21 protein-coding genes and 1 pseudogene are annotated in these 26,283 nt (G+C 72.1%); 15 read left to right on the forward strand and 7 right to left on the reverse strand.

Features of this window, described 5'->3' with window-relative positions; all coding sequences use genetic code 11:
• Positions 1-19: 19 nt before the first annotated feature.
• The 3 genes from BMY04_RS21220 to BMY04_RS21230 are packed head-to-tail and all read right to left on the reverse strand — an operon-like array spanning position 20 to position 3,095.
• A complete protein-coding gene (locus tag BMY04_RS21220; protein ID WP_091186659.1) occupies positions 20-787 on the reverse strand; it encodes an SDR family NAD(P)-dependent oxidoreductase in 768 nt (255 codons plus the stop codon).
• Positions 787-1,500: an SDR family NAD(P)-dependent oxidoreductase gene (locus BMY04_RS21225; RefSeq protein WP_091186661.1), complete on the reverse strand. Its 714-nt coding sequence runs from the start codon at positions 1,498-1,500 to the stop codon at positions 787-789. Before BMY04_RS21225 ends, BMY04_RS21220 begins: the two co-directional genes overlap by 1 nt.
• Positions 1,497-3,095: an APC family permease gene (locus BMY04_RS21230; RefSeq protein ID WP_232506557.1), complete on the reverse strand. Its 1,599-nt coding sequence runs from the start codon at positions 3,093-3,095 to the stop codon at positions 1,497-1,499. Before BMY04_RS21230 ends, BMY04_RS21225 begins: the two co-directional genes overlap by 4 nt.
• A 180-nt stretch (positions 3,096-3,275) precedes the next feature.
• On the opposite strand from BMY04_RS21230, the gene BMY04_RS22555 reads away from it, so the two are divergent.
• Positions 3,276-4,634, forward strand: coding sequence for a PucR family transcriptional regulator (locus BMY04_RS22555; RefSeq protein ID WP_170854267.1), 1,359 nt, complete (start codon positions 3,276-3,278; stop codon positions 4,632-4,634).
• Positions 4,635-4,655: 21 nt separating this feature from the next.
• Here the strand turns inward: BMY04_RS22555 and BMY04_RS21245 are convergent, their stop codons facing one another.
• A complete protein-coding gene (locus BMY04_RS21245) occupies positions 4,656-5,261 on the reverse strand; it encodes a TetR/AcrR family transcriptional regulator (protein ID WP_091186668.1) in 606 nt (201 codons plus the stop codon).
• Positions 5,262-5,349: 88 nt separating this feature from the next.
• Here BMY04_RS21245 and BMY04_RS21250 point away from each other — a divergent pair, with 88 nt between their 5' ends.
• From BMY04_RS21250 to BMY04_RS21285, 8 genes are all read left to right on the forward strand, one after another.
• Complete coding sequence (locus tag BMY04_RS21250; protein ID WP_091186673.1) at positions 5,350-6,333, forward strand: aldo/keto reductase; 984 nt, start codon at positions 5,350-5,352, stop codon at positions 6,331-6,333.
• A gap of 202 nt (positions 6,334-6,535) precedes the next feature.
• A complete protein-coding gene (locus BMY04_RS21255) occupies positions 6,536-8,038 on the forward strand; it encodes a hypothetical protein (RefSeq protein WP_091186678.1) in 1,503 nt (500 codons plus the stop codon).
• Positions 8,035-8,289, forward strand: a complete 255-nt coding sequence (locus BMY04_RS21260; RefSeq protein WP_091186682.1) for a hypothetical protein — start codon at positions 8,035-8,037, stop codon at positions 8,287-8,289. The genes BMY04_RS21255 and BMY04_RS21260 overlap by 4 nt, the downstream gene beginning before the upstream one ends.
• Positions 8,290-8,856: 567 nt before the next feature.
• Positions 8,857-9,582, forward strand: a complete 726-nt coding sequence (locus BMY04_RS21265) for a hypothetical protein (RefSeq protein WP_091186686.1) — start codon at positions 8,857-8,859, stop codon at positions 9,580-9,582.
• A 50-nt stretch (positions 9,583-9,632) separates the two neighbouring features.
• On the forward strand, positions 9,633-10,637 hold the full coding sequence (locus BMY04_RS21270; RefSeq protein ID WP_091186691.1) for a hypothetical protein: 1,005 nt from the start codon (positions 9,633-9,635) through the stop codon (positions 10,635-10,637).
• Positions 10,634-13,399 carry an ATP-binding protein gene (locus tag BMY04_RS21275; protein ID WP_091186695.1) on the forward strand — a complete coding sequence of 922 codons (2,766 nt, stop codon included), beginning with the start codon at positions 10,634-10,636 and terminating at the stop codon, positions 13,397-13,399. The genes BMY04_RS21270 and BMY04_RS21275 overlap by 4 nt, the downstream gene beginning before the upstream one ends.
• A gap of 539 nt (positions 13,400-13,938) precedes the next feature.
• A complete protein-coding gene (locus BMY04_RS21280; protein WP_091186698.1) occupies positions 13,939-14,661 on the forward strand; it encodes a hypothetical protein in 723 nt (240 codons plus the stop codon).
• A 433-nt stretch (positions 14,662-15,094) separates the two neighbouring features.
• Positions 15,095-16,969 (forward strand): hypothetical protein, encoded by a 1,875-nt coding sequence (locus BMY04_RS21285; RefSeq protein WP_139210074.1) that lies wholly within the window; start codon positions 15,095-15,097, stop codon positions 16,967-16,969.
• 120 nt (positions 16,970-17,089) lie between these two features.
• Here BMY04_RS21285 and BMY04_RS21290 read toward each other — a convergent pair whose 3' ends face one another.
• Both BMY04_RS21290 and BMY04_RS21295 read right to left on the reverse strand, forming a co-directional pair.
• Positions 17,090-18,241, reverse strand: a complete 1,152-nt coding sequence (locus BMY04_RS21290) for a PucR family transcriptional regulator (RefSeq protein WP_198410334.1) — start codon at positions 18,239-18,241, stop codon at positions 17,090-17,092.
• A 463-nt stretch (positions 18,242-18,704) separates the two neighbouring features.
• A complete protein-coding gene (locus tag BMY04_RS21295) occupies positions 18,705-19,541 on the reverse strand; it encodes an alpha/beta fold hydrolase (protein WP_091186767.1) in 837 nt (278 codons plus the stop codon).
• Between the two features lie 376 nt (positions 19,542-19,917).
• Here BMY04_RS21295 and BMY04_RS21300 point away from each other — a divergent pair, with 376 nt between their 5' ends.
• From BMY04_RS21300 to BMY04_RS21325, 6 genes are all read left to right on the forward strand, one after another.
• Positions 19,918-20,940 (forward strand): ABC transporter substrate-binding protein, encoded by a 1,023-nt coding sequence (locus BMY04_RS21300; protein WP_091186705.1) that lies wholly within the window; start codon positions 19,918-19,920, stop codon positions 20,938-20,940.
• A 70-nt stretch (positions 20,941-21,010) separates the two neighbouring features.
• Positions 21,011-21,664 (forward strand): AAA family ATPase, encoded by a 654-nt coding sequence (locus BMY04_RS21305; protein ID WP_091186708.1) that lies wholly within the window; start codon positions 21,011-21,013, stop codon positions 21,662-21,664.
• A gap of 20 nt (positions 21,665-21,684) precedes the next feature.
• On the forward strand, positions 21,685-23,292 hold the full coding sequence (locus tag BMY04_RS21310; protein WP_170854268.1) for an ABC transporter permease: 1,608 nt from the start codon (positions 21,685-21,687) through the stop codon (positions 23,290-23,292).
• Positions 23,289-23,909 (forward strand): helix-turn-helix domain-containing protein, encoded by a 621-nt coding sequence (locus BMY04_RS21315; protein WP_198410335.1) that lies wholly within the window; start codon positions 23,289-23,291, stop codon positions 23,907-23,909. Before BMY04_RS21310 ends, BMY04_RS21315 begins: the two co-directional genes overlap by 4 nt.
• On the forward strand, positions 23,906-25,012 hold the full coding sequence (locus BMY04_RS21320) for a mandelate racemase/muconate lactonizing enzyme family protein (protein ID WP_091186717.1): 1,107 nt from the start codon (positions 23,906-23,908) through the stop codon (positions 25,010-25,012). The genes BMY04_RS21315 and BMY04_RS21320 overlap by 4 nt, the downstream gene beginning before the upstream one ends.
• A complete protein-coding gene (locus tag BMY04_RS21325; RefSeq protein WP_091186719.1) occupies positions 25,009-25,887 on the forward strand; it encodes an NAD-dependent epimerase/dehydratase family protein in 879 nt (292 codons plus the stop codon). The genes BMY04_RS21320 and BMY04_RS21325 overlap by 4 nt, the downstream gene beginning before the upstream one ends.
• Positions 25,888-26,015: 128 nt before the next feature.
• Here BMY04_RS21325 and BMY04_RS22975 read toward each other — a convergent pair.
• Positions 26,016-26,283 (reverse strand): annotated as a pseudogene (locus BMY04_RS22975) (hypothetical protein); the annotation flags it as partial.

The following is a 26,283-nucleotide window of genomic DNA, read 5'->3' on the forward strand; positions in this document are numbered from 1 at the left end:
CGGCTGGCGGCTCGGCTGCTCAGGCACGTCCGCGCAGCTCCCCGCCGTTGACCTGCACGACCTGGCCGACCATGGCCTGGAGCCGGAAGTCGGCGAGCAGGGAGACCGCGGCCGAGACCTCCTCGGGCGCGCCGATGCGGCCCAGGGGGATGGCCTCGGCGTAGCGCGCGTGGATCTCCGCCAGCGGCACGCGGGCCGCGTCGGCGTCGACCTGCAGCTGGGGGGTGTCGATCACCCCGGGTGCGATGCCGTTGACGATCACGCCGTGCGGGGCGAGCTCGCGCCCGAGCGTCTTGATCAGGGACACGAGCCCGGACTTCGAGGCCGCGTACGCGCTCGCCTCCGGCCAGCCGGTCAGTCCCCAGATGCTGCTGATCACGACGACCCGGCCGGCACCCCGCGCGACCATGCCGGCCGCGGCCGAGCGGACCAGGTGGAACGTCCCGCCGAGGTTGGTGTCGACGACCTTCCACCAGTCGTCGACGTCGTGCTCGAGGAACGGCGCCATGCTCATGTACGCGTGGTTGGCGACGAGGACGTCGAGCCGGCCGGCCGTCTCCTCGGTGCGGGCGACGAGCTCGGCGACCTGCCCGGGGTCGCTGAGGTCGGCGGCGAGGGCGGTGCCGCCGACCTCGTGCGCCACCCGGTCGAGGGCCTCGCTCGGCTCCCGGTCGTTGACGACGACGGTGGCCCCGTCCGCCGCGAGCCGGGCGGCGTGCGCCGCGCCCATGCCCTGGGCGGCGCCGGTGACGAGCGCGACCCGCCCCGTCAGGTCCGTACGACTCATCAGATCACCGCTCCGGCGTTGGGGTTGAGGACCTCGCCGACGCAGAAGGTGCCCTCCTCGAGCAGCCAGGCCACGCACAGCGCGACCTCCTGCGGCGAGCCGAGCCGCCGCAACGGGAGCGTGTCGAGGTAGTCCCGGTCCCGCCACGGCGAGTCGGGGGCGAGCAGCGGGGTGTCGGTCGGTCCGGGGGCGACGGCGTTGACCCGGACACCTCTCGGTGCTGCCTCGGCCGCGAGGCTGCGGACGGCGCCGAGCACGGCCCCCTTGGCCGCGGCGTAGTGCGCGTCCTCGTCGCCCCCGCCGATCGCGAGCTCGCTCGCGATCGCCACGACGCTGCCGGACCTGCGGGCCAGCAGGCCGGGCAGGACCGCGCGCGCGAGGTTGGTGAAGCCGCCGAGGTGCACGCGCAGCATCCGCTGCCACTGCTCGGTGGTGATCTCCGCGAGGGGAGCCATCGCGTAGTGGCCGGCGACGGAGACCGCGGCCGTGACGTCGCCGAGCTCGCGCCCGGCCCGGTCCACGGCCTCGGCCATCGCGGCCCCGTCGCGGACGTCCACCTCGAGGGCGAGGTCGACGGCCCCGCTCGCCGTCAGGTCGAGGCCGGCGACTCGCCACCCCCGCTCGCGCAGCTCGGCGGCGACGGCCGCCCCGATGCCGCTGGCCGCGCCGGTGACGACGGCGACGCCGGGCTGCTCGGTGGTCCCGGCGCTCACCTGACGTCCCCGTCGGTGTCCTGAGGGGGGACGACCCCCCTCACCCCCCGCTGCGTTCCACTCGCTGGCGCTCGCGGAACGCCTGGAGGCGTGCGGCCTCCGACGGCGACCACCCGGTGCCCGTCGTCGTCCAGCTCGTCGTCGCCGGCCTCGGCCGGGAACATCCGCCTCCGGACGACGGCGAAGATCGTCAGCCCGACCACGCCGAGCACGACGATGGCGATCCACACCGACCAGTCGAGGTAGCGCGCGTCGTTGACGTGCCGGGGCCAGGCGATGTTGAGGAACTCGAACGTGGCCCAGAGCACCGCCGCGACGCTCAGCGGGAGCGTCGCCCGGCCCAGTGAGAAGGTCGAGGGCCGCCAGGTTCCGCGCAGCTGGCTGACCAGCGCGCCGACGAGCGGGAAGAGGAACGCGATGAAGAAGCCACCGGTCGTGAAGTTGACCATGAGCAGGTAGACGTTCGGCGACAGGTTGCTCAGCAGGAACAGCACCGACCCGACGACGGTCGTCACCAGCAGGGCGACCACCGGCTGGCGCTGGCCGCGGGAGAGCCGGGACAGCGCACGGTGCGCGGGCAGCGCCTCGTCGCGGGCGTACGCCCAGATGACGCGGGACGCCGAGGTCTGCAGCGCGAGGAAGCTGGCGAGGAAGCCGATCACGAACAGCACCTCGACCGGCCGGGCGATCCCGTCGCCGAAGGCCGTTGTCAGCGCGTACGACACCGGGTCGCCGACGTGGTCGGGGTCGTCCAGCGCGGAGGTCACCCTGCCCATGTCCGGGATGGCCAGGATGATCGCCAGGCTCGAGTAGGCCACGACCAGCGCGATCAGGCACAGCGAGCGGATCACGGCCTTGGGCAGGTTGCGGCGGGGGTCGCGCACCTCCTCCGCGATGGCACCGGCGCTCTCGAAGCCGACGAACGACCACCCGATGAAGGCGACCGCCACCAGGAACGGCCCACCCAGGGAGAGGTAGCCGCCGCCGAGGCCGGAGCCCGTGCCCTCGACCAGGACCGACAGCGGCTGGTGGCGGTGGAAGAGCAGCAGCCAGGTGCCCAGTCCGAGCGAGCCCACGACCTCCGCGACGATGCTCGCGGTCATGAAGATCTTGAGCGCCTGGCGGCCGACGAGGTTGAGCCCGGTGCCGGCCAGCAGGATGACGAAGGCGATGACCGCCTTCTGCGTCGGCGTGGGCGACTCGACGCCGACGATGTTGGCCAGGAAGCCCGCCGCGCCGAGGGCGACCGTGCTCATGGCGATGACCAGGGTCCACATGTACGCCCAGCCGGCGAACCAGCCGTACCCGTTCCCCATCAGGCGCCGGGACCACTGGTAGATCGAGCCCTCCAGCGGCCAGCGCGACACCAGGTGCGCGAAGACCAGGGCCACGAGGAGCTGGCCGCCCCAGACGAGGAAGAAGCCGAACCAGAAGGTGCCGCCGGCGGCGCCGACCGCGAGGGCGAAGATCCCGTACAGGGCGACGATCGGGGAGATGAAGGCGAACGCGAAGGCGAACGACGACCACAGGGTGAACTCGCGCTTGAGCACGTGGTCGGAGTGCTCGGAGAGCTCGGACAGGGGTTCGGTGCTCACGGTCGCTCCTTGGCCTGGGTCGGCAGCAATCAAGCAGACCGTGGGCGGAACGCACAAGAGCCGGGGCAGGATCTTGGGGGTGAGGACCACGCACGGCACGGTTCTTTGTGCGATCCTCCGACCCATGGGTGTCGATCGCGTGACGATCTCACGCGCAGCCGCGGTTCGGGCGGGTACGGCGTGACCTCGCTGGGCGACCTCGTGGCGGAGCCGGACCTCCAGCTGCGCTTCCTCCTCGGCTCCGAGCAGCTGGGCCGGACGGTGCGCTGGGCGCAGCCCACGGAGCTGGTCGACCCGTCGCGCTACCTCGCCGGCGGCGAGCTCGTGTGCACGGTCGGGACGACGTTCGCCGACCCGGGCGCGGTCGAGACGTTCGTCGGGGCGGTCGCCCGGGCGGGCTCCGCCGGCATCTGCTTCGGTCTCGGCGACGTGTTCGACGAGGCGCCGCAGACGCTCCTCGCCGCCTGTCGCGCGTACGGGCTGCCGCTGCTCGCGGCCGGCTTCGGCTCACCGTTCCGCGCCATCGGCGAGTGGATCGTCGAGCACCGCACGGAACGTTCCGCGGCCTGGCGGCAGGAGGAGGCGCTCACCGCCGAGCTCCTGGCCGCGCTGCGGCGCAACCGGTCGCTCGAGGAGCTGCTCGCGACCTGCTCGGACCGCGTCGGCGGGCGGTTCGCGACGCACGAGCCGGACCCCGGGCTGCCCGACGGGTGGACGACCGCCGGTGCCACGGTCGACGGCCTCACGTTGTGGTGGGCGGGCAGCGGGCCGGCGCCGGACGCGGCGTTCCTCGAGGTGCTCGCCCGGCTGCTCGCCATCGCCCAGCACGAGCGTGACGTGGAGACCGACCTCCGGCGCGAGCGCACCGGGGAGCTGCTGGCCCTGGTCGAGCGCCGGCTCGCCGCACCCGAGGCCCTCGAGCAGGCCCTGGCCGACGCCGGGCTGCCGACCGACCGGCTCGTGTTCTCGGTCTGGCCGGCCGGTGCCGTACGCCCGGTCGCGGAGGCGCTCGGCGCGGAGCCCGCTCTGCTGGGCGAGACCCCGACGGCCGCGGTGGTCGTCACCCCGACCGACGAGTCGCCGCGGCGGGTGGCGGGCCTGCTCAGCCTGCCCTGCGGGCACAGCCGCAGCGTGTCGATCCGGGACGCGAGTGCCGCGCTGGTCGAGGCGCAGGCCGCGTTCGACCTCTCCCGGCGACGTTCCAGCCCGGTCGGCCCCGACCAGCTCGCGACGCTGGAGGGGCTGCTCCTGCAGCAGCCCGGGGAACGGCTCGCACCGTTCGTCAACGTCGTCGAGCCGCTCGTCGCCGCCGACCGTGATCGCGGCACCCGTCACGTGCAGACGCTGCGGGTGTTCCTCGAGAACGACGCGTCCCTCGTCGGCGCCGCCCGGGCCGAGCACCTGCACGTCAACACGGTCCGCCACCGCCTCGGCCGGGTCCGGGCGCTCACCGGCTGCGACCCCTTCACGCTGGGAGGCCGCTCGACCCTGATGATCGCGCTGTGGGCGCTGGAGCACCGCGAGCAGCGCCCGGCCTGAGGACTGCGCGGGAGCGTCTGCTCACAGGCGCAACCCGGCCAGCGCCTCCTCGGCCACCGCGTGCAGCTCGTCCGCGCCCATCCCGCTGGCCGCCTGGACGGCGATCCCGAACGTCACCGTCGTCAGGTACGCGGCCAGACGCTCCGGGTCCTGGTCCTCGGCCAGGTCCCCCTCGTCCCGTGCGCGTCGCAGACGCCGGGCGAGGTCCGTACGGGCGCCGTTGCGCCACTCGACCAGCAGGTCGTGCGGCTGCTGGGCGGTGCCGCTGGTCGCGAGAGCCCCCTGCACGCCGAGGCAACCCGCAGGGCGCGCGGGCTGCGTCGTCGCCAGCACCGCCCCCTGCAGGAAGGCCCTGATCACGTCCTTCGCCGTCGGCTGGCTGAAGGCCGCCGCCGCGTACGCCGCCGGGCCCTCGGTGTAGCGGGCCAGGGCCTTCGCGAACAGCGTCTCCTTGTTGCCGAAGGCGGCGTACAGGCTGGGCTTGCCGATGCCCATCGCTTCGGTCAGGTCGCCCAGGCTGGTGCCCTCGTAGCCCTGGCGCCAGAAGACCTCGACCGCGCGGTCGAGGGCCTGGTCGGCGTCGAACCCGCGCGGTCGGCCGGTCGGAACGCTCTCGGTGGTCGGCACCGCACCAGCGTACGCCCTTCTGTACCGATTCGGACAGAAGTGGTGCTAGGTTCTGTACCGACCGGTAGACAACTAGACGGAGGACGCAGTGAGGACCAACAAGCTGGGCGGGCTCGAGACCGGGCGCATCGGCCTGGGAGCGATGGGCATGTCCGCCTACTACACGGGCGCCGGCCTGTCCGAGGGCGACGCCCGGCGGCTCGTCCACCGCGCCCTCGACCTCGGCGTCACCCTGATCGACACTGCCGAGGTCTACGGCCCGTACAGCAACGAGGAGCTGGTCGGGCGGGCCGTCAGGGGTCGTCGCGACGAGGTCGTGCTGGCCACGAAGTTCGGCCAGCTGTCGCACACGAACGGTGCGCCCGAGGAGTACGCGCTCGACAGCTCGCCGGCCAACGTCCGCCTTGCCGTCGAGGGATCGCTGCGCCGGCTGCAGACCGACCACATCGATCTCTATCACCAGCACCGGGTCGACCCGGGCACGCCGATCGAGGAGACGGTCGGGGCGCTCGGCGAGCTGGTCGCCGAGGGCAAGGTGCGCCACCTCGGCCTGTCCGAGGTCGGCCCCGAGACGATCCGCCGCGCCCACGCCGTCCACCCGATCGCCGCGGTGCAGTCGGAGTACTCGCTGTGGTCGCGCGACCCCGAGAACAGGGTCCTGCCGGTGCTGCGCGAGCTGGGCATCGGGCTCGTGCCCTACTCCCCGCTGGGCCGCGGCTTCCTGGGCGGGCGGTTCCGGTCGCTGGACGAGCTCGACCCCGACGACTGGCGCCGCACGAACCCGCGGTTCGCCGGCGACAACCTCCGGGCCAACCTGGCCCTGGTCGAGGAGGTCGAGAGCATCGCCCGCGAGGCGTCCGCGACCCCGGCCCAGATCGCGCTGGCCTGGCTGCTGGCGAAGGGCGACGACGTCGTGCCCATCCCGGGCACCACCAGGATCGCCCGCTTGGAGGAGAACGCCCGGGCCGACGAGACCGCGCTGACGGTCGAGCAGGTCGCCCGTCTTGACGGGCTCGCTCCCGCCGCCGGCGACCGCTACGACGCCGACAGCATGGCCACGGTCGAGTCCTGAAACGGCTGCGTACGGGTGCGAGCGTGAAGGACCAAGGTTCAGTGGACCCACGTTCCTTGCTCTGCCGCGTGATCGACGCAGGGTCCCCGGGGGATAGGCGACAAGCCGGTCGCTAAATTTCGCCACGTCAGTGCGTCAGCCCGTCGCGAAGAACTGAGGACAGCCGTGCCAGCACACCCTCCCTCGGTAGGAGGTGCCCGGGGTGAGCGAGTACGACGAGGAGCGGCCCGAGCGGGCGGAGCAGTCTGAGCCGGCCGAGCAGCCCGAGCCGGCGGAGCAGTCTGAGCCGGCGGAGCAGCGCGAGCCCGCAGAGCAGCCCGAGCCGGCGGAGCCGCCCGAGCCGGCGGAGCAGCGTGAGCCGGCCGAGCAGCCTGAGCCGGCCGAGCAACCTGAGCGGGCCGAGCAGCGTGAGCCGGCCGAGCAGCCTGAGCGGGCCGAGCAGCCTGAGCCGGCCGAGCAGCCCGAGCCGGCGGACCAGCCCGAGCAGCCCGAGCAGCCCGAGCAGCGTCAGCCCGCCGAGCAGCCTGAGCCGGCCGAGCAGCGTGAGCCGGCCGAGCAGTCTGAGCGGGCCGAGGAGCCTGAGCCGGCCGAGCAGCCTGAGCCGGCCGAGCAGCCTGAGCCGCAGCAGCGCGAGTCTGACCAGCCGCGTGAGCCTGCTGAGCAGCCTCAGCACTCTCAGTCTGAGCAGCGCGCGCCAGATCAGCCGAGTGAGCCGGTCGGGTCCCCTGAGCCCGGGGAGCAGCGGAACCCGTTGGGGAGGCCTGAGCCGCTTCGGGAGCGTGTGCGGCCGGACGAGTCGCCGCTGGTGCGGCCGGACGAGTCGCCGCTGGTTCAGCTAGAGGATCCGCTGCAACACGTTGATGAATCGTTGCTTACGCCCGACGAGTCTGCCGCACTCCGCGAGCCGGCCGATCTCCAGACGGACCCGTCGACCGATCGGGTGACGGAGCAGCCGCGCGAGGAAGCGCCTCGGAGACCTGGTGAGAGCCAGCTGTCCTCCCAGGCTGCAGACGACCCAGGTGACGCCCGCTCCGAAGCGACGCAGGACGTGCAGGGCGTGGGGACCGGAGCGCAGGAGGTCTCGAGCGCCGAGCAGGCCGACTCGTCTGGCCTAGCGCAAGACCGGAAGGCGGGATCGCCGGCTCCGCAGGACGCGACTCAGGGTGAGGGGGTGGACAGCGGGGACGAGGCCGATGAGGCGACCACGCAGGGCAGCGAAGGGGCGCTCGAACAGGGTTCTGCTGCGCTTGAGCAGGGCACGGATGGGTCAGAGCTCGGAGCGAATGACGTCGCGCCCACGGAGCCGCCGGTGTCATGGGTCACCGAGGGCGGTGATCTGAGGGCAAGACCTCAGCGAGGGATGTCGGAGAGGGCGTTCACCTACCAGAGTCACGCTGAAGGGGCCCGCTCGAGCGTGGAGCGGGGGAGGTCAGAGGCGCCTGCACTCGAGTACACCCGCGAGAACGGCAAGGCCGGGCGCGTCCGCTTCGACGGGGTCGACGAGGGCACCATGATCGATCGGAAGCTGTCGATCTACAGTTCGAAGAAGACGGAGAACCAGATCCGCCGTCAGTCGCGTGCCGCAGAGCAGAACGGGATGGACGTTCGCTGGGAGGTGCCCACTCGAAAGGAAGCCGACCGAGCGACGCGCCTCTTCGCGAGGGTCGGTGCCAGCAACATGACAGTGATAGTGGTGCCCGAGTGAGAGAGACGTTCGCGCAGATCTTGGTCGACATCAGCATCTTCCTCGAGTTCACGGACGAGGAGCTCCTGGACCCAGACCTCGCCGTGGCGATGGCGGAGCTGGTAGGCGCACGGCTGAAGGATCTCGACCGAGCGGAGTCGGCGGCGCTCTCGTCGGCGATCCGCGACGTCGTCGAGCCGAACCACCAGGGCTTCGTCAGCGACCTGCCCGAGGCCTACGGTCTCATCACCCCGTCGTCCGACCAGCCGTAGGACGTCAGGCGTCCGCGCCGGTCGCGATCGCTGCGACGGTCAGCCGCCGATTGATTGGGCTCGCTCTCAGGAATCTGCCTCGCGCGCTGCCCGGATGCGCAAGGATGACCGCGCACTGAGTAAAAGGTCGAGGCGAGGCTCTAGCGCCACGTCGTCGAGGTCGGGGGGCCTGTGCCGCGCTACTGCACCGTCTGCGGAGCTGAGACGCGCCCGCACGGGCGCTTCTGCCCGAACTGCGGGGCGGACGTCCGTCCGGACCAGCTGAGCGGCGCCGCGTCCAGCGGACCACCGCCGGCACCCGAGTCGCCCGCTGCCGGTCCGCCGCCGCGGGAGCTATTCGGCAGCGGTCCGGCTGACGACCTCGACGCCACGAGCATCCGTCCAGCGCTCTGGCGCCCCGACCCTCCTGCTGGACCGCCCAGCCCGCCTGCACCGGGCCAGCCGGTCGTCGGGCGCCCGCAGTCGCCGTACGGGCGGCGGGAGCCCACGCCCGCGGACTACCCACCGCCGAGCGGCGCGCGGTTCATCCCGGCGACGGCCACTCCGCCGCACCAGCCCCATGCAGACATGCCGTCCGACGGCGGCTGGGACGTGCCGCTGGCCCCTGTCGACCGTGGTGGGGCCGACGCTCCCGAGGCGAAGGGCGCGGAACCCCGCCGTGGCGCTCGGTGGGCGGTGGTGATCGCGGCCGTCCTCGTCGTCGGGCTCCTCGGCGTGCTCCTCGGGGCTCGCGTCGACTGGGGCCGGATCATCGGCTGGGGCCCGGCTCCGTCGCCCGGCCCGACCTCGGCGTCTCCCGAGACGTCGCCCCCCGACGAACCGTCGCCGACGGAATCCGCAGACCCGGGCGAGGACGAGGCCACCGCCCTCGACGGGCTCCTCACTCAGTCCGCGGTCACGCGGATCAAGGTCTCCAGAGCGGTGTCCCACCTCCAGGCGTGCAGCGCGGACGAGGATGACGCGGCCACCCTGTCGGACGGGGCGACGGAGCGCCAGGAGCTGGCCACGCAGCTCGAGGACCTGGCGCTCGACTCGCTTCCTGAAGGCGATCGCCTGCGGCAGGACCTCGACGACGCCTGGACCACGTCGGCCGAGGCCGACACGGAGTACCGCAACGCCTACGACGAGGTGGCGGGCGACTGCACCTCGACGACGCTGCAGAGCTCGTCGTCCTACAGCAGGGCCGACGACCTGTCCGGCGAGGCCACCCAGGCCAAGAAGGACTTCGTCAAGCGGTGGAACTCGATCGCCGAGACCTACGGGCTCGCGCACCGCGAGCACGTCGAGATCTGAGCCGTACGCCGCTCTCTTCGTCCACCCCCAAGCTGATCTGGAGCCTTGTCTTGAGCGAGACCTCTGCCCGCTGCGACCACCGAGCCGCACTTCCCGGCGACAAGCACTGCCCCGACTGCGGGGCCGACACCTCTGCTCACGGTGCGCCCCCGCCCCCGGCCTCGCCCGCGCCGGTCACGCAGAGCGACACCTTCGCGGCCGAGGGTCAGGTCCGCCAGAACCAGACCTACATCGGCAACCGGCTGTTGTTCACCCGCAGCGATGACGTGGAGACGTCCTTCGCCAACGTCGTCAGCGGCCAGCTGATCTGGCACCACCTCAAGGGCGTGCTGATCACCCAGGTCGTCCTCGCCGTCGTGTCCTACGTGATCGGCGTCGTCGTGATCCTTCTCGCCGCCGTCGCCACTGGCCAGGGGCTCCTTGGCCTCGTCAACCCCAGCGGCGCTGTCGCCGGGCTGGGCGTCTTCCTGTTCGTGCTCTACCTGGTCGTGGCGATCGCCCTGCTGATCGCCGCCTTCTCGGGATGGACCCAGCAGGCCATGTCGGAGTGGCAGCTGCTGCTCGACCGGCGGGCTCTGAACCAGGACTCGGCGTACGAAGCGATCGCCCACGCGCTGCGCCAGCGCAGGGTGCCCGCAGCGGTCGGACCGACGCGCATCCTGCTCGACGGCCCGACCCAGACCTACGGCAGCTATCTGGTTGTGTCGAGCGACCCGTACTTCGTCTACATCAGCGTCCTGCCGTACGGCGACGGCCTCTACCTCGGCTGGTCGATGTGGCGTGAGCAACGGGTGACCCGGCTCTACGCGGAGTGGTTCCGGCAGCTCCGGACCCGGTGGGCGGGAGGAGGCACGCTGCTCTCCTACCTGCTGCAGGCCGAGTCTGCCCGCGCGCTGCGGGAGACCGTCCACAACGCGGTTCGGGACGGTGTGGAGGCAGCGATCTCGCAGGAGGACGTCAACAGGGCCGCCGCCTCCTGGCCGGCCGCGCCGCGCACCCCGAACGGGCCCGGCGGCTACCCGGGGTCGGCGCCGCCGTACGGGCGTCGGGGGTGAGCAGCCCCCTGCTCGAGGACGGCGTCGCCGTCGACGGCTCGGCGCAGACCTGGTGGGCGTGGGTCGGCGTCGAGATCACCGCCGCGACCGACCTGTCCCAGCTGAACGAGTTCCGCCGCATGGACCGGGGCGCCGCTCAGCAGACCCTCCTCGACGCCGACCGCAGCTATCTCGCCGCGCAGCTCGGCGGGCTGGGCGCCTGCGAGTTCCGATGGATCTCCCGCCGTGTCGAACCCACCGTGCGGCTGTACGTGCTCGGCCGGACCCGGTCAGGCACCCGGGAGTCGGTGCTGCAGCAGGCGGCCAGCGCCCGCGCGCGGATGCTCGACCTGCCACGGCACGTCCGCGGACGCGCCCTGACCTCCGGCGAGCTCGCCGCCGTGCGCGACCCGAGTGAGGTGTCCTCCGGGCTCGCCGAGCTCCGCAAGCGTTGGATCGTGGAGAAGGCCCAGCGCTCGGACTTCAAACGACCGTTCTTCACCTCCGTCCCGTGGCTGCGGGAGGCGCCGGCCGCGAGCTGGGACGCGCTCCTGCGGGTGCTGGCCGAGCTCCCGGCGACCACCATGCTCAGCGTGGGCCTCGAGGCGACCTCGCTGCCGCCGAACTTCTCCTCCCTCGTCACCTGGTACGCGGCCGAGTACCGGCGGCTCTGCCAGCCGGGTGAACGTCCCGGCGTCGGCATCTTCACCGAGTCGGTCCCGCTCGGGCCCGACCCCGGTGCACTCACGGCCGCCACCCTGTTCGACGACGCCAGCCAGCGCTACCGCGACCAGGGCTACGACCTGCGGCTCACCGTGGCCTCGGCCGGTCCCGTGCCCGCAGACCTGCTCGCCGTCGTCAGCGAGGTGCTCGGAGCCGCGGAGAGCTCCAGCGGCGGATTCCGTACGGCCCAGCTCGCCGGGTCGCCGCTGGAGGTGATCAGGCCGACAAGTGGCGCCGACGCGAAGGTCGTCCTCCACAACCTGAGCACCCTCGGGCACCACCGCTGGCAGGAGCCGCCGGCGGGCCCGCCTCCGGCCATGAACCAGATCGCGGAGCTGCAGCCGCTCGGCCGCGTCGTCGACCTGCGGGAGGCGACCAGCGCCCTGCGGCTGCCGTACGCGCTCGACGGGACCCTGCCCGGGTTCCGGGTGGTGCGGCCTCGCTCGGCTGGGCCCGGCGTCGCTTCTTCGGACGGTCTGCTGCTCGGCCACCAGGAGGGGGACGGTCAACCGGTCCGTGTGCCACTGGCCTCGCTGACCTCGCACGCGCTCGTCGTGGGCAGCACCGGCTCGGGCAAGACGAGCAGCGTGCTCAACCTGCTGGAGCAGCTCTGGGTCGAGCACCACAAGCCCTTCCTCGTGATCGAGCCCGTGAACGCTGACCGCGACGACTACCGCTGGCTGCTGGGGCGGCCGGGCTTCGCGTCGATGCTCGTCCTCACGGTCGGCGACGAGAGCCTCGCCCCCTTCCGGCTCAACCCGTTCGAGGCGCCACCGGGCGTCCGGGTCGGCACCCATGCCGCGAGCCTGGTGGCCTGCTTCGACGCCGCCTTCGGTCTCACCGGGCCCCTGCCCTTCCTCTACCGGAAGGCGCTCAAGCTGATGTACGAGCGGGCGGGCATCTCGACCGACGAGGTCGCCGGACCGCGGCACGTGGGCCGGTGGCCCCGCCTGCGCGACCTCTCCGACGTCTTCGCCACGCTGCCCGACATCGACCGGTACGCCGGCGAGGTCCGCTCCAACATCAGCGCCGCGTCCCGCCTGCGCGCCGAGTCGCTGCTGAACGGGTCGTGCGGGCGGACCCTCGACGCCGCCTCCTCCTTCCCGTGGGACGTGCTGCTCAGCCGACCGGTGGTCCTCGAGCTCGCGGCCGTGGGCGACGACGACCGCGAGCAGGCGCTGGTGATCGCCTTCCTGCTCAACTCGTTGACGGCCTACTACAAGGCGAGCCGCACGACGAGCGACCTGGCGCACCTGACGGTCATCGAGGAGGCGCACCGGCTGCTCCGCCGGCCGCGGCCCGTCGGCGAGGACGGCGACCAGTCGGGCAGGGCGGCGGAGCAGTTCGCGAACACGCTGGCCGAGAACCGCAAGTACGGCGAGGGGCTCGTCATCGTCGAGCAGGTGCCGGCCAAGCTGATCGAGGACGCCCACAAGAACACCGCGCTCAAGATCATGCACCACCTCCCGTCCAGCGACGACCGTGACGCCATCGCGGCCACCATGAACCTGAGCGAGGACCAGCAGACCTTCGCCCGGGCGCTCGACCCGATGACCGCCTTCGTCACGCACCGGGGTCTGGGCGGCCAGGCGGGACTGGTTACCGTTCCCAACGCCCGGCAGGTCGCCGCGGATGCGCGGGGGGTCAAGGAGGACCCGCTGCCCGGGCGTGACGTGGTCCGCGACCGGTTCGAGCGCTTCGCCCACGAGACCCCACAGGTGTGGTCCGAGCTCGCGCCCTACCCGGAGTGCCAGCCCTGCTTGCACCGTTGCCAGTTCCGCGGGATCGCGGAGGTGGCGGGCCCGCGCTCGTCAGCCGTCGACGCCGCCCGGATGGACGCCTCCGTCTATCCGGCGCCTGGCCCCGAGAGGGACGCCCTCTGGGATGAGGTCGTGGCCGAGTACGAGACCCTCGCGGGCGAGTACGAGGAGTTCGAGCTGGAGGCTCGCGGTGACCTCGCGTACTGCATGTTCCTGCACAGCGTGTTCGCCGCGTTCCCCGGCGGCAGGGTTGACGGCCTGGCCCGACGGTTCCGCGCAGCGGCCGTGAAGCAGCCCTAGTGGGACGCGGCACGCCAGCAGAACGACTCTGCTGGCGCCCTCAGGCCGGCCTGGCGCGCGCCTCGAGCGTCCCTCTGCTCAGGGGCCGGATCTCCCCGCCCCCGGGAAGGGGTTGCCGGCCTGGACCTACCGCTGTGGAACCCGTCAGCTCGTCCAGGAGCCGGCGCCGGGGCGCTCTCGACGGAATCGGCCCCGACGGAATGATGTTGGGCTATCTTCCCGGTGACGTGGGGTGGCTGGCGGCGCAGGGGGTGCCGGTCGGACCAGCTTCACGCGCAGGAGGGTTCTTCGTGTCGCTCGAGTTCCACGCGCCGCCCGGATGGCCGCAGATGCCCGCCGGATACGTTCCTCCGGAGGGCTGGCACCCGGCTGAGCACTGGGGAGCTGCGCCGCCTGGGTGGGTGTTCTACACCAGGTCGGGGCAGCCAGCCGCTGCACCCCAGGGCGCTTGGGACCCGGCCCGGCGTGCTGCGGCGGCCGTGCCGCACGAGGGTGACCGCGCCCGTCCGGACTCGTCGAACCCGCAAGCTCCGTCGCCGGTGTCCCCGAACGGCGGGTGGACGGTGGGGGAGCAGGCGTCGCCCGTCGGCCGTCGTCCTGCTGGGCCGGGCAGGCGGCGTCGCCTCCTCGTCGTCGCTGCCGTCGCCCTCGCCGTCCTCGTCGCGGCGGTCTTCGGCGTGGTGACCGCCCTCGGGCAGGAGCCGACGGTCACGGCCACGCAGTTCGACTCGCTGTTGCCGAGCGGCACGAGGGTCGGCGGGGTCGCGATCGGCGAGGGTGATCTGACGGGACGCGGCGGTGGTGACTACCTCGGCGAGATGGGCTTCATGGGCACGTGCCTCGCGGATTTGGTCAGCGTGGCCGGGGCGGACGCCGAGGGCCTGTCCACCGGGGGCGGGTCGATGGGGGTCGATCCGGCGACCGGGCTGGTGGCGGGGAACTCCCTGCACGTCTGGGCCGACCGGTTCGCCACGCCCGACGCCGCCAAGGCGCGGTACCAGAAGCTGCAGCGCTCGCGGGAGCAGTCCGGGTGCTTCACGGGGAGCGAGCAGCAGCAGGTCATGGAAGGTCGCCTGCTGGACGGTCGGACCCGGTCTCCGCGCTGGGAGGTCTACGGCGACGGCAAGCGTGGGTCGTACCTGCTGGCCCAGCGCGGCAACGTCGTGTTCGTGGCGCTCGCGGTGTCGGTGCAGAACAAAGAGGATGCGCACAACCTGGCCTCGGAGCTCACAGCTCGCGTCGACCTGCTGGGCGACGAGTAAGGCCTCCCATCGCCCCGCCGACGCCGACGCCGCTGTCGGTGGAGCGCCCAGCTGCAGCCCTCCGACGTCGCGCTCGCGCCTCGGGTCGCGATCGTGGCAGGGCGTCGTCGACCCGATCGACCGCACCGCGTGGGGCTTGCGCCGGAGGAGGCCTTGGGAGTGCGCATCTCACTGCGCCGCCTTCTCGTTCCGCATCGCCCACGCCCGGAGCTCCCTCGTGCTCTACTTCTCCTGCTCAGGACCGACACGGCGGGGGGCCGGGATGTCTGGGAGAAGTGGGTTCGCGCGCCGAACCGGAGGTCTGCTCGTCCTGCTGCTGCTCGCTGGCGCCGCCTGCTCCGCAGACCCGCCAGCGCCCGCAGCCCCGTCGTCGTCGAGGGCGGCCGTGGAGCGGACAACGGTGGAACCACTCGGCAGCAACGAGCCGGTGCGCGTGACTCCGGTCGACGTGACCCCTGAGGTCAGACACGAGCTCGAGTCGTGGCCCGACCTCTCGCTGGCGCTCGGGACCCCGGTCGACATCGAGGCCGGCAGCATCCCCTCCGACGGGATCCGGATCACCCGTCGCTACGTGAACCCGGTGCCGGCGGAAGCGTCGGCGACCTTGGCCTACTTCGACTCGGACATCCAGACCTGGCGCGCGGTGCCGTCCACGATCGCCCCGGACCGGCTCAGCGTCTCCGCCGTCGTCCACCACCTCTCGCGATGGACCGACTTCACGACGGCCGTCGGAGACTGCGCCAAGGCGATCGGGGACTGCGGCTACTACCACGTCGGCAAGATCTTCAGCGACCGTGCCGAGGCCCCCACGTGCCGCTCCGGGCTGCAGAAGCCGCTCACCGAGCGGCGTCCCGACTGGGTGGACACGGTCTCGTTCATCGAGCTGTCGCGGAACAACCCCATCTTGATCTGCGCGGGACCGGCCAAGGACGACCGCAAGCTCGAGGTGAAGGCGACGGTGAACCGCGGCTTCGGTTTCGTCGCCGAGGTGACGTCCCAGGCCGACGACGTCCACAACACCACCGCCGACGCCGAGGACCTGCGCGACGCGGTCAGCGACGCGACGCACCTCGACAACACCTTCGGCAAGTCGATGGAGGCGCTCATCGGCAGCAACAAGCTCGTCGCGGGCACCGAGACCTACAGCTTCGAGCTGTCCGAGGACGAGGGCCGGAGGGCACCGCAGCAGCTGCTCGTCATGAAGCCGCCGAACACCACGCAGTTCTTGCTGTCGCTGCTGGCGACCCTCGTCGGCAAGGACCTCTCGGACAAGGCCGACGGCCTGCTCGCCGCCGCGATCCTGGTCGGCGCCTGCGGCACCGACATCCAGGCCGCCAAGGACGACTCCTCGTGGGGCAAAGCCTTGCTGTCGTGCGTCCAGGGTCTCGACGACGGTGCCGCCCGCCGCCTGTCGACCTACCTGCTCGAACGGGGGGTGCAGAACCCGGGCGCCACGGCGGGCAAGATCGTCGGCCGAGCCACCATCTACCTGGCGCTGGTCGGTCCGCTCTTCGAGTCGATGAACTACCTGGGCGAACGCACGACCCCGGACAGCGCCCGCAACGTGTCGCTCTTCGTCCGCCCCGACGGTGTCACTCGCGCCACCTTCAAGGCGGCCGAGGTGCCCGCCTACTGCCAGAACGTGCCGGCGCAACGCCTGAAGTCCGGTACGACGACCAAGGGTGGGCCCGGACAGGGCTGGATCGCCGGCGACGCCGCTGCCGCCTACCTCGACCTGGGACACCTCGGCTACAAGCAGGGCTTCGTCACCTACCAGTGCTCGGCGGGCGGGGTGGGCTGGCCGGGCATCGTCCTCGACGTCGGGGCCGGCGGCACGCTGCTGCACTCCTACAAGCTGGAGAAGCTCCTGCTCTACGGCGACCGCACCTCCACGACGTCGCTGAAGGTCGACGGCGACAGTGTGGTCGTGTCCTGGTCGGACCACCTCGGTGCCGGAGGCCTGGAGACGCAGCACCAGACCACCTTCCGACTTCTGAGCGGTGAGCTCCGGCCTTCCGACAAGATCACCTCCTACTCCTGCGACGCCTCGGCGAAGGTCGTCCTCGACGCCGCAGCGAAGCGCGACCGGGCGAGCTTGAACGACCGCCAGGCTGCCAGTGACCAGGCCTGGAACGCGCTGATCGCCCAGGTCCCCGCCGGCGAGGACGCCTACCCGGCCGGGTGCCAGGACATCGGGGGCGGGCAGTTCCTGAGCGAGGTCTCCCTCGACCAGGGCTCCCTCTCGCTCGTGCTCCGGCGTGCCACAGGAACCCGGTACGGGTGGCGCGTCAGCGACGTACCCGCCTGAGCGCCACGCGCGGCCAGCACGGACCACCCGTTCGGGGCCGCGGGACAGACAACCCGACCAGCCTGATGCCGCACCTGGCGAGGAGCTGGACCGGGCAGCCCGGAGCTCGCTCCAGCGCCGTCAGAGACGGTCTGTCGCCTCCCAGAGGCGGATGAGCTTGAGGCACAGGTGCAACGCGCTGCGCTGCATGCCGTCGGCAAGGGCGTCCCGCACGACCTCGGGGAGGTGGTCGAGCCGGTAGTAGAGCGTCGTGCGGTGGACGTGCAGCCGCTGGCAGGCGTCCTTCGCCTGGCCGCGCACGTCCAGGTAGGTCTCCACCGTCTCCCGCTGCAGGCTGTCTCCGCTCGACCAGAGGACGTCCGCGGCGGGCGAGAACCTGGCCAGCTGGGCCCGGTCGGCGACGACCGACGAGAGCATCAGCCAGACGCCGAGCTCGGAGATGTCGGCGGTGCCGGGCCGGTGGGGTATCCGGCGCACGAGTGCGGCGGCCGCCACGGCTTGTCCGGCGGCGGCGGCGAGGTCGTCGTCGACGCCGTCGTGCTGAGCCGACCCGAGGGCCCTGACGACCAGGCTGCGGCGATGCGCCTCGTCGCGCAGCGCCTCGTCGACCGCGCTCCGCGGCCACCGCGTCGAGACGAAGAGCAGGTGTTCGTCGCGCTCGAGCAGGAAGCGCAGGCGCGGTGTGCGCGTGCCGGTGAAGTGCCGGCCGAGGGCGAGCCGTTGGACGGGGCTGCTCGGCTCGAGGTCGAGCGCCCAGACGACGGTCTGCTCGCCGCGCGCCAGCCAGCCCTCCGCCACCGCACCCGCGAACGTTCGTCGACGGATCTCATGGTTCTCGTGGAGCAGACCGCTGGTCCTGCTCACCGTGGCGTCGTCGGTCGGTCCCGGTGGCATCAGGAGGTCGCGGGTGATGCTCACGGCGGCGTCGATCGAGGAGTAGTCGAGCGAGGTCAGCGCAGGCAGGTCGGTGGTCGGCAGCCACACGGTGGCCACTGGCCGGTCCCCGTGCCGGACGGGTGCCGCGAGCCGTTCGCCGACGCCGAAGAGCTCGAGGTCGACCCGTACGGCCTGCCGCGACCCGACCACTCCCGCCTGGTCGAGGTAGCGCCGCGTCGCTGCCTGCGCCGGCCCGCGCAGCAGGTCGACCAGGCGCATGCCGTCCGGCTCGGCGTACCGCTGGCTCGTCGCCAGCGCGCGGTGCGTCCGGTCGCTGATCAGCACCGGGCGTCGGAGCGCGTTCGCCAGACCGTCGGCCACGTCCTGGAGGGTCACCGGCCGCCGGCCTCCTGGTGCGGAGTAGGCCGCGCCGGTGTCGCCTTCCAGGTCGAGGTCCCCGCCGACCTGGGGGACGGAGGGGGTCGACGACGACGTCTCGATCCGAGCTTCACCGCTCTCCCGCCGAGCCCCGCTGATCAGAGGGCGATCAGGGAGGCTCTCCAGCGGGACGCCGTGGGCGGGGACGTGGAGGTTCATGGGCGCAGCCGTTCGACGAGGTGGGCACCAGGCGCGACGAGCCGGGCTCGGCGCGGGTCGCTGGGACACCAGGAACGCTAGGCAGCGCGCGCACGTCATCGTTAGGTCGACGGCTTAGACGACCGACGTAGTGCCACGTCCGACCGCAGGCGCTGAGGGCCGGCTCAGGTGCCGAGGGCGCGTGCCGACGGGGACGGGCGCCCCTCCTGCACCGGACGTCCGTGACGGGCGAAGAGTGCCGCCCGCCACGGACGGGTGCGGGCTACTGCTGGATGAAGGCGAGGAGGTCGGGGTTGATGACGTCGGCGTGGACCGTCAGCATCCCGTGCGGGTAGCCCTCGTAGATCTTGAGCGTGGAGTTGCTCAGGAGCTCGTGCTGCTTGAGGGAGGCGTCCTTGTAGGGCACCACCTGGTCGTCGTCGCCCTGCATGACGAGGACCGGGACCGAGATGGCCTGCAGATCGGCGGTCTGGTCGGTCTCGGAGAACGCCGCGATGCCGAGGTGGTGAGCCTGCGCGCTGCCCATCATCCCCTGGCGCCACCAGTTGTCGACCACCGGCTGAGAGAGGGTGACGCCGGGACGGTTGAACCCGTAGAACGGCCCCGAGGCCACGGCCACGTAGAACTCGGCACGGTTGGCCGCCAGGCCGCTGCGGAAGCCGTCGAAGACCGCCTTGGGGGTGCCCTCCGGGTTGCTCTCGGTCTGCAGCATCAGCGGGGGCACCGACGACACCAGGACGGCCTTCGCCACGCGGCCCTGCGGCTCTCCGTACCGGGCGACGTAGCGGGCGACCTGCCCGCCACCGGTCGAGTGACCGATGTGGATGGCGTCGTGCAGGTCGAGGTGCCGGACCACGGCGTCGGCGTCGCTGGCGTAGTGGTCCATGTCGTGGCCGGTGCCGATCTGGGACGACCGTCCGTGGCCTCGCCGGTCGCTCGCGACGACCCGGTAGCCCTCCGCGAGGAAGTAGAGCATCTGGGCGTCCCAGTCGTCCGCGGAGAGCGGCCAGCCGTGGTGGAACATGATGGGCTGCGCGTCGGAGGGGCCCCAGTCCTTGTAGTAGATCTCGGCGCCGTCGTCGGTGGTCACGAATGCCATGCCGGTCAGTCCTTCCTGGTCCTGCCGGACCGAGCTGCGCTCGGCCCGACGTTCCTCCACCTCCCGGGTGAGGCGGAGAGTCGCTCGACGGTAGCCACGGCGCGCTCGGGATGGTTCCGACAATCGCTGAGTCTTCTGGCGACCCTCCGAGGTGCTGCCTCGCATCGAGCTTCCGGAGACGGATCGAGGGCGGTGATCTTCGTCGCGTCTAGAGGTGAGCCGTCCGACCGCAGCGGGGAAGGCCACTCAGCTCAAGCTCGGATGAGCGACCGAGGACGAAATCTGATCGAAACGTCGTGCGAACGAGGGCGATACGTGGTTCTGCAATCTTGATGGCATCAAGAGTTGATCAGGACGTTGAACCTCGGGAGGTCCCATGCACAGACGTGCTTTTCTGTCCGCCGGTGCCGGCCTGGCCCTGTCGGCGCCGCTGCTGGCCGCCTGCGGGAGCAGCTCCAGCGCCGCGCCGGCTGCCAGCTCCTCGGGAGGTACGACGGCGCTGTCGTACCAGCTGAGCTGGATCAAGAACTTCCAGTTCGCCGGCGAGTACGTGGCGGACAGCAAGGGCTACTACTCCGATGCCGGCCTCGCGGTGGACCTCCTGGCCGGGGGCCCGAGCGTCGCCACGGACGCCGTGGCCGAGTCCGGCAAGGCGCTGGTCTCCCAGAGCTCGCCCGACTTCACCGCGAACGCGGTGGCGGCGGGCGCCCAGCTGAAGATCATCGGAGCCAGCTACCAGAAGAGCCCGTTCTCGATCATCTCGATGGCGAAGCCGATCACGTCGCCGGCCGACCTGGCGGGCAAGAAGATCGGGATCCAGGCGGTGAACCAGGTGGCCTGGGACGCGTTCCTCGCGCTCAGCAAGATCGACAAAGGCACGTTCACCCAGGTCCCGGTCCAGCACGACCTGACGCCGCTGGTCTCCGGCGAGGTCGACGGCTTCTGGGGCTACTCCAACGACGACGCCGTGCAGCTGCGCCAGAAGGGCCACGACATCACGGTGATGCTCCTCGCCGACCACGGCTACCTGCTCCCGACCGGGACGTACACGGTCCGGGTGGACAGCCTGAGCGACCCGGCCAAGCGGGCCCAGGTCGTGGCCTTCATGAAGGCGGACCTCAAGGGGTGGCAGGACGCCATCGACGACCCGGCGCTCGGCGCGAAGCTCGCGGTCGAGACGTACGGCAAGGACAACGGTCTGGACCTCGACGCACAGACGGCGTCCTGCAAGGCGTCCAACGACCTGATGATCACCGACGAGACGAAGGCCAACGGGCTGTTCACCATGAGCGAGGCCTTGATCGCCGAGTCGGTCCGGACGTTGGCCGCGGGCGGCATCACCGCCAGCACCGACCTGTTCGACATGAGCGTGCTGCAGGAGATCCACGCCGCCCGCTGAGCGCTCCATCTGCCGCACCACCGGAGGGACCGACGCGAGCGGCCCGCTTCTGACACAAGGAGGAAGGTCCATGCCCCAGCCCGACCAGCACGAGGACGTCTGGAGCCGCGCGGTCACCGTCGGCGGCCTCCGCGTGGACGAGGTCCGCTCGGTGCTGCAGAAGTCGATCCGCCGCGGACTGGTGGAGGAGGCGGCGCTCGCCGCGTACGAGCTCTTCCGCACCGGTGTGCAGACCGAGGAGCTGCTGTGGCGCCGGCTCGAGATCATCGCCGTCGAGGACGTGGGGGAGGGCCTGCCGCACGCGCCCGCGCTGCTCCACGCGATGAACGAGCAACGCGTCCGCCAGACCACCGACCTGGAGCGGTGGATGTACTCCGCGCACGCGGTCAAGCTGCTCGCCTCCGCGCCCAAGGACCGGAGCACGATGGAGCTGGCCTTCTGGGCCAGCACGCAGATCGACTCCGGTGAGCGGAGCGTCGAGGTCCAGGACCTCCACGTCGACCACCACACGCGGCGCGGTGTCCAGCGCGGGCGCGGGACGGACTTCTGGTGGGCGGCCGGTGGCCACCAGCTCACGAACGAGCTCCATCCCGAAGGCTCACCGTGGTCGGCGTACGTCCGCACGCTGCTCGGCGGCGACGGGCAGGGGGACACCACCGAGGGGCAGCACACAGCGCCCGCCGCGCCCGAGACCACCGACGCCGCGCTGAGCTCGATGCCGTGACGCGCTGGCGAGATGCGCGCGTGGTCGGTGCCGTCGGCACGGTCGCCCTGCTGGTGGCGTGGCAGCTGCTGTCGGCGACGGTGCTGCACGCGGGCGGAACCGTCCCGGGTCCTGTGGAGATCGTGCGCCAGCTCGGGCGCGACGGCGCCGGGCTGTACCTCGTCAACGCCGAGGTGACGGTGTCGGCGGCCGTGCAGGGCTACATCTACGGCAACCTGGCGGCGATCGTCCTGGGCGTCGTCGCCCTGGTGGTCCCCGCGCTCGGACGGCCGATCACGCACCTCGGCGTCTTCTCCTACTGCCTGCCGATCGTCGCGATCGGTCCGGTGCTCGCGATCGTCTTCCCCGCCGACCTGTCCCGGGTGCTGCTGGCCGGGCTGTCGGTCTTCTTCACCACGCTCGTGGCCACCACCGCGGGTCTGCGGGCGGCCGACCAGGCCAGCGTCGACCTCGTGACGGCCCACGGTGGGGGCCGCTGGACCGTCGTGCGCAAGGTCCGGGCCATGGCCGCGCTCCCGTCGCTCTTCGCCGGGCTGCAGGTCGCCGCGCCGGCGGCGCTGCTGGGCGCCATCATCGGCGAGTACATCGGGGCCGACAGCGGGCTCGGTGTCCTCATGATCAGCTCGCAGCAGTCGATGCAGATCGAGCGCACCTGGGCGGTCGCGCTCGTGGGCGCCGCGCTGGCGGGCCTCGCCTTCCTGGTCGTCGGCCTGGTCTCCCGGCTGCTGCTGCCCTGGTCCACGCACCTGACCGCCGCCGCCATGGCGGGCCCGGTCACGCCCGCCCGGGGTCGTGCGGCCTCGGCCGTCCACGGTGCCGTCGGGCTGGTGATCGGCGTCGCGGCGATCGTCGGGGTCTGGTTCGCGTTCCTCGCGAGCACCGGCGTCTCGCCCTTCATCGGACGCTCGCCGCTCGACGTGCTCCACTTCCTCCTCGCCGCCCCTCCGGCAGGGCGAGCGGATCCACGCGACCACCTGCTGGCCCTGTCGCTCACGACCCTCGGGGACGCCGTGCTGGGACTGCTCACCGGCGTCGTCGCCGCCCTCGTGGTGGCCTCGGCGTTCGCCCTCTCACCGGTCGCCCGCAACGCGCTGATGAGTGCCGTGCTGGCGCTGCGGGCGATCCCGATGGTCGCGATGGCTCCGCTGCTCGTCCTCGTGGCGGGTCGGGGCAGCGCCAGCGTGGCCGTCATCGGCGGCCTCGTGACCTTCTTCCCGACCCTCGTCGGGGTGCTGGCCGCGCTGCGGCGGATCCCGAAGGACTCGGCCGACCTCATGGCCGCGTACGCCGCGGGCCGCTGGCGCCTGTTCGTCACCGTGCAGGCTCCCGTCGCGCTGTCGGCACTGGTGTCGAGCCTGCGCGTCGCCGCTCCGCTCGCCTTCACCGGCGCCCTGCTGGCCGAGTGGCTCGCCACGGGGCAGGGCCTCGGCTACGACATGATCTTGTCCATGACGTCGGCCCGCTACGACCTGCTGTGGACCGAGGTGGTGATCGTGACGGTGCTGTCCTTCGCGGTGTTCGCGCTGGTCGGGCTCGCGGAACGTGCGGTGGCGGGGATGTACCGCGGTTCGGCCCCGGCGGACGCTCCGACCCGGTCGCTGGTCTCGACCCTGGAGCCCGCCGCGTGACCGGCGCGGGCGCCGGGGAGCAGGACCTGGGCCAGGCCATCCGGACGATGCGTCAGGTGCAGGGTCTGACGCTGGTCCAGCTCGCCGAGCGCGCCGGTCTGTCGAACCCGTTCCTCAGCCAGGTCGAGCGCAGCAAGGCCCAGCCGAGCATGCAGTCGCTCCAGCGCATCGCCGGCGCGCTCGGCACCACCATCGCGGTGCTGACGGCGAGCGCCCAGGCGGCGGCCTCGGGATCGTCGGTCTCGATCGTGCGGGCCGACGACCCCTTCGTGAGCACGCACGAGATGGGGTGGACGCGACCCCTCGTCCGCGGGGCGAGGAGCCTCAACGCGCTCGAGTTCCATGTCACCTCCGAGCGGTACGAGGACCGGTACTGGCGCCACGCGGTGGCCGAGTTCATCCACGTCCTCTCGGGCAGCCTCCTCGTCGACCTGGCCGACGAGGGCACCCACGCGCTCAAGACCGGCGACTCCCTGTACGTCCCCGAGCAGCTCGACCACCGGTGGCGGATCCCCGGTCGCTGGCCCGCACGGGCCCTGGTCGTGCAGGCCGGACCCCACGACGACGCCGACCTCGAGGCACGCGCCGACCACGACCCTGAGGACACCCCCCGATGAAGATCACCCGCGTCACCCCGCTACCCCTGCGCTGCCGGTCGGCGAACGGCCCGATGACGTTCTTCGTCGTCCGGATCGAGACCGACGACGGGCTGGTCGGCCACGGCGAGAGCTGCGACTGCTTCGGGGTCTCCTACCCGGCCGTGCACGCCGCCGTCGTCCGCGACGCCTTCGCGCCGCGGCTCGTCGGCCGTGAGCTGACCGCGGTCGCGCCGCTCGTCGACGAGCTGCGCCGTGCCACCCGTCGTGAGCTGGGGGAGAGCTGGGCCAGCGCCCAGGCCCGCAGCGCGGTCGAGATCGCGCTGTGGGACCTCGTGGGCCAGCAGGCGGGACGTTCCGTCTCGGCCATCCTGGGCCGGGTCCGCGACAGCATCCCGGTCTACGCGGGCAGCAGCCCGTTCCTCGACGACCACGACGCGGCCTTCCACCTCGAGCGGCTGAGCCCGATGCTCGAGCGGGGCGTCCGCCACGTGAAGCTGCGGACCGGACCCGCGCCCGACCGGGCCGTCGACGTGCTCGCCGACCTCCGCAGCCTCCTCGGGCGCGACATCGAGATCATGGTCGACGCGAGCGAGTCCCTCGACCTGCCGACCACGGCCAGGCTCACCGACCGGATGGCGGAGCTCGACGTGCGCTGGCTCGAGGAGCCTCTGCTGCAGAGCCGTCACACGGCCATGGCCGCCGCGGCCTCGCGCTCCCGCGTGCCGATCGCGGCCGGCGAGCACCTGTTCAGCACCGAGGAGGCACTCGCGGCGCTCACCGCGCGCGAGATCTCGGTCGTCCAGCCGGACCCGTGCATCTCGGGCGGCATCGCCGAGGCGCTCCAGATCGCGGGTCTGGCGGCGGGGTTCGGAGCCCGTGCGGTGCTGCACTACCACGCCGGCCTCGTCGGGCTCGCGGCCGTGCTCCAGGTCGCCGCCTCGGCGCCGGGCGTCGACCTGCTCGAGTACCCGGTGCACCTCGACACGGTCCTGCGGACGCAGTCCGGTGGGGACGAGTTCGGGATCTCCTCCGTCGTCGACGGGCGGCTCGCGCTGCCCGACCGGCCCGGGCTCGGCGTGTCGCCGCTGGAGGACGTGCTGTCCGAGAGCCTGCTGGCGTGAGGGTCCTGGTCACCGGGGTGCACGGCAAGGTCGGCCGGGCCGCACGCCGCGCCCTGGCCGAGCGTGGGCACGAGGTCATCGGGGTCGACCTCGCCCGCCCGGACTACGACGGCCCGGCCTACGTGCAGGCCGACGTCACCGACGCCGGCGACATGTTCGCGGTGATCAGCGGCGTCGAGGCCGTGGTGCACACGGCCGGCATCCCGGAGCCGACGAGGAATCCCGCCCACGAGGTCTTCGCCACCAACGTCACGGGGACGTTCAACGTGGTCGAGGCCTGCGTCCGGTTCGGGGTGCGACGCCTGGTGAACCTGTCGAGCGACAGCGTCACCGGCTACACCTGGTCGGCCGGGCAGGTCCGACCGGCGAGCTACCCGATCGACGAGGACCACCCGAACGCGCCGGTGGACCCGTACGCGCTGTCGAAGCTGTTCGGCGAGCAGCTGTGCGAGGCGGCCTGCCGCCGGTCGGCCCTGACCGCCGTGTCGATCCGCGCGACGTGGGTCCTGACGCCGGAGACGTACGGATCCAACCTCGGAGCGTTCCTGGCCGACCCCGGTCTGACGACGCCGGTCTTCTGGTCCTACCTGGACGTCGACGACCTGGCGGAGCTGGTGGTCCTCGCCGTCGAGTCGGAGACGCCCGGCCACGAGGCGGTGGTCGCTGCGGCGGCCGACAACATCGGTGGACGTGACATCCGGGTCGCTCTGGCCGAGCACTTCCCCGAGGTGGACGTCCGACATGTCGCGCGCCGAGACGCGGGCGGCTATGCCCTCGACAAGGCCCACCGGCTGCTGGGGTGGAGACCCACCCGCTCGTGGCGTGACCACCTCGCCGACAGCCTCGGCGAGACGGGGTCCGCAGCAGGCGACTGACCGATCTGTCTCGGCGAGGAGGCGTCGGAGAGTCACGGATCAGGCGAGAGCGAGCACCGGGAGTGGTGGCTGTCTGGTTCCGCTTGAGGCTTGACGGTTGAGTACCGGTTGATCCTTGACACTCTGAATCAGACTCTAGGCCGCGGGCGGCTGCCGGCGGCGTGCTTCTTCCTCACCTCCCCGCTGCTGGTCCGGGTCACGGTCTTGAGCAGCTCGGAGCCGATCCAGAACTGCAGGACCTGGTCGGTGACGAGGACGTCGCATCGCGAGCCGGCGCGGTGCTTGCCGACGCTGACTTGCTGCCAGGCCACGCAGACGACGCCGTTCGGGCCGACCTTGCGACTGACCCAGCCGTCGCCGTCCCGGTCCGCGGCGCAGGCGGGCTCCACCGCCGCG

It is taken from the genome of Microlunatus flavus, from assembly GCF_900110855.1.
Classification (GTDB): Bacteria; Actinomycetota; Actinomycetes; order Propionibacteriales; family Propionibacteriaceae; genus Microlunatus; species Microlunatus flavus.

Coding starts and splice junctions, on each gene's coding strand:
- BMY04_RS21220 (WP_091186659.1), bottom strand. CDS start 787: ATGAGTCGTACGGACCTGACGGGGCGGGTCGCGCTCGTCACCGGCGCC.
- BMY04_RS21295 (WP_091186767.1), bottom strand. CDS start 19,541: ATGGCATTCGTGACCACCGACGACGGCGCCGAGATCTACTACAAGGAC.
- BMY04_RS21300 (WP_091186705.1), top strand. CDS start 19,918: ATGCACAGACGTGCTTTTCTGTCCGCCGGTGCCGGCCTGGCCCTGTCG.
- BMY04_RS21320 (WP_091186717.1), top strand. CDS start 23,906: ATGAAGATCACCCGCGTCACCCCGCTACCCCTGCGCTGCCGGTCGGCG.
- BMY04_RS21305 (WP_091186708.1), top strand. CDS start 21,011: ATGCCCCAGCCCGACCAGCACGAGGACGTCTGGAGCCGCGCGGTCACC.
- BMY04_RS21265 (WP_091186686.1), top strand. CDS start 8,857: ATGCCGTCCGACGGCGGCTGGGACGTGCCGCTGGCCCCTGTCGACCGT.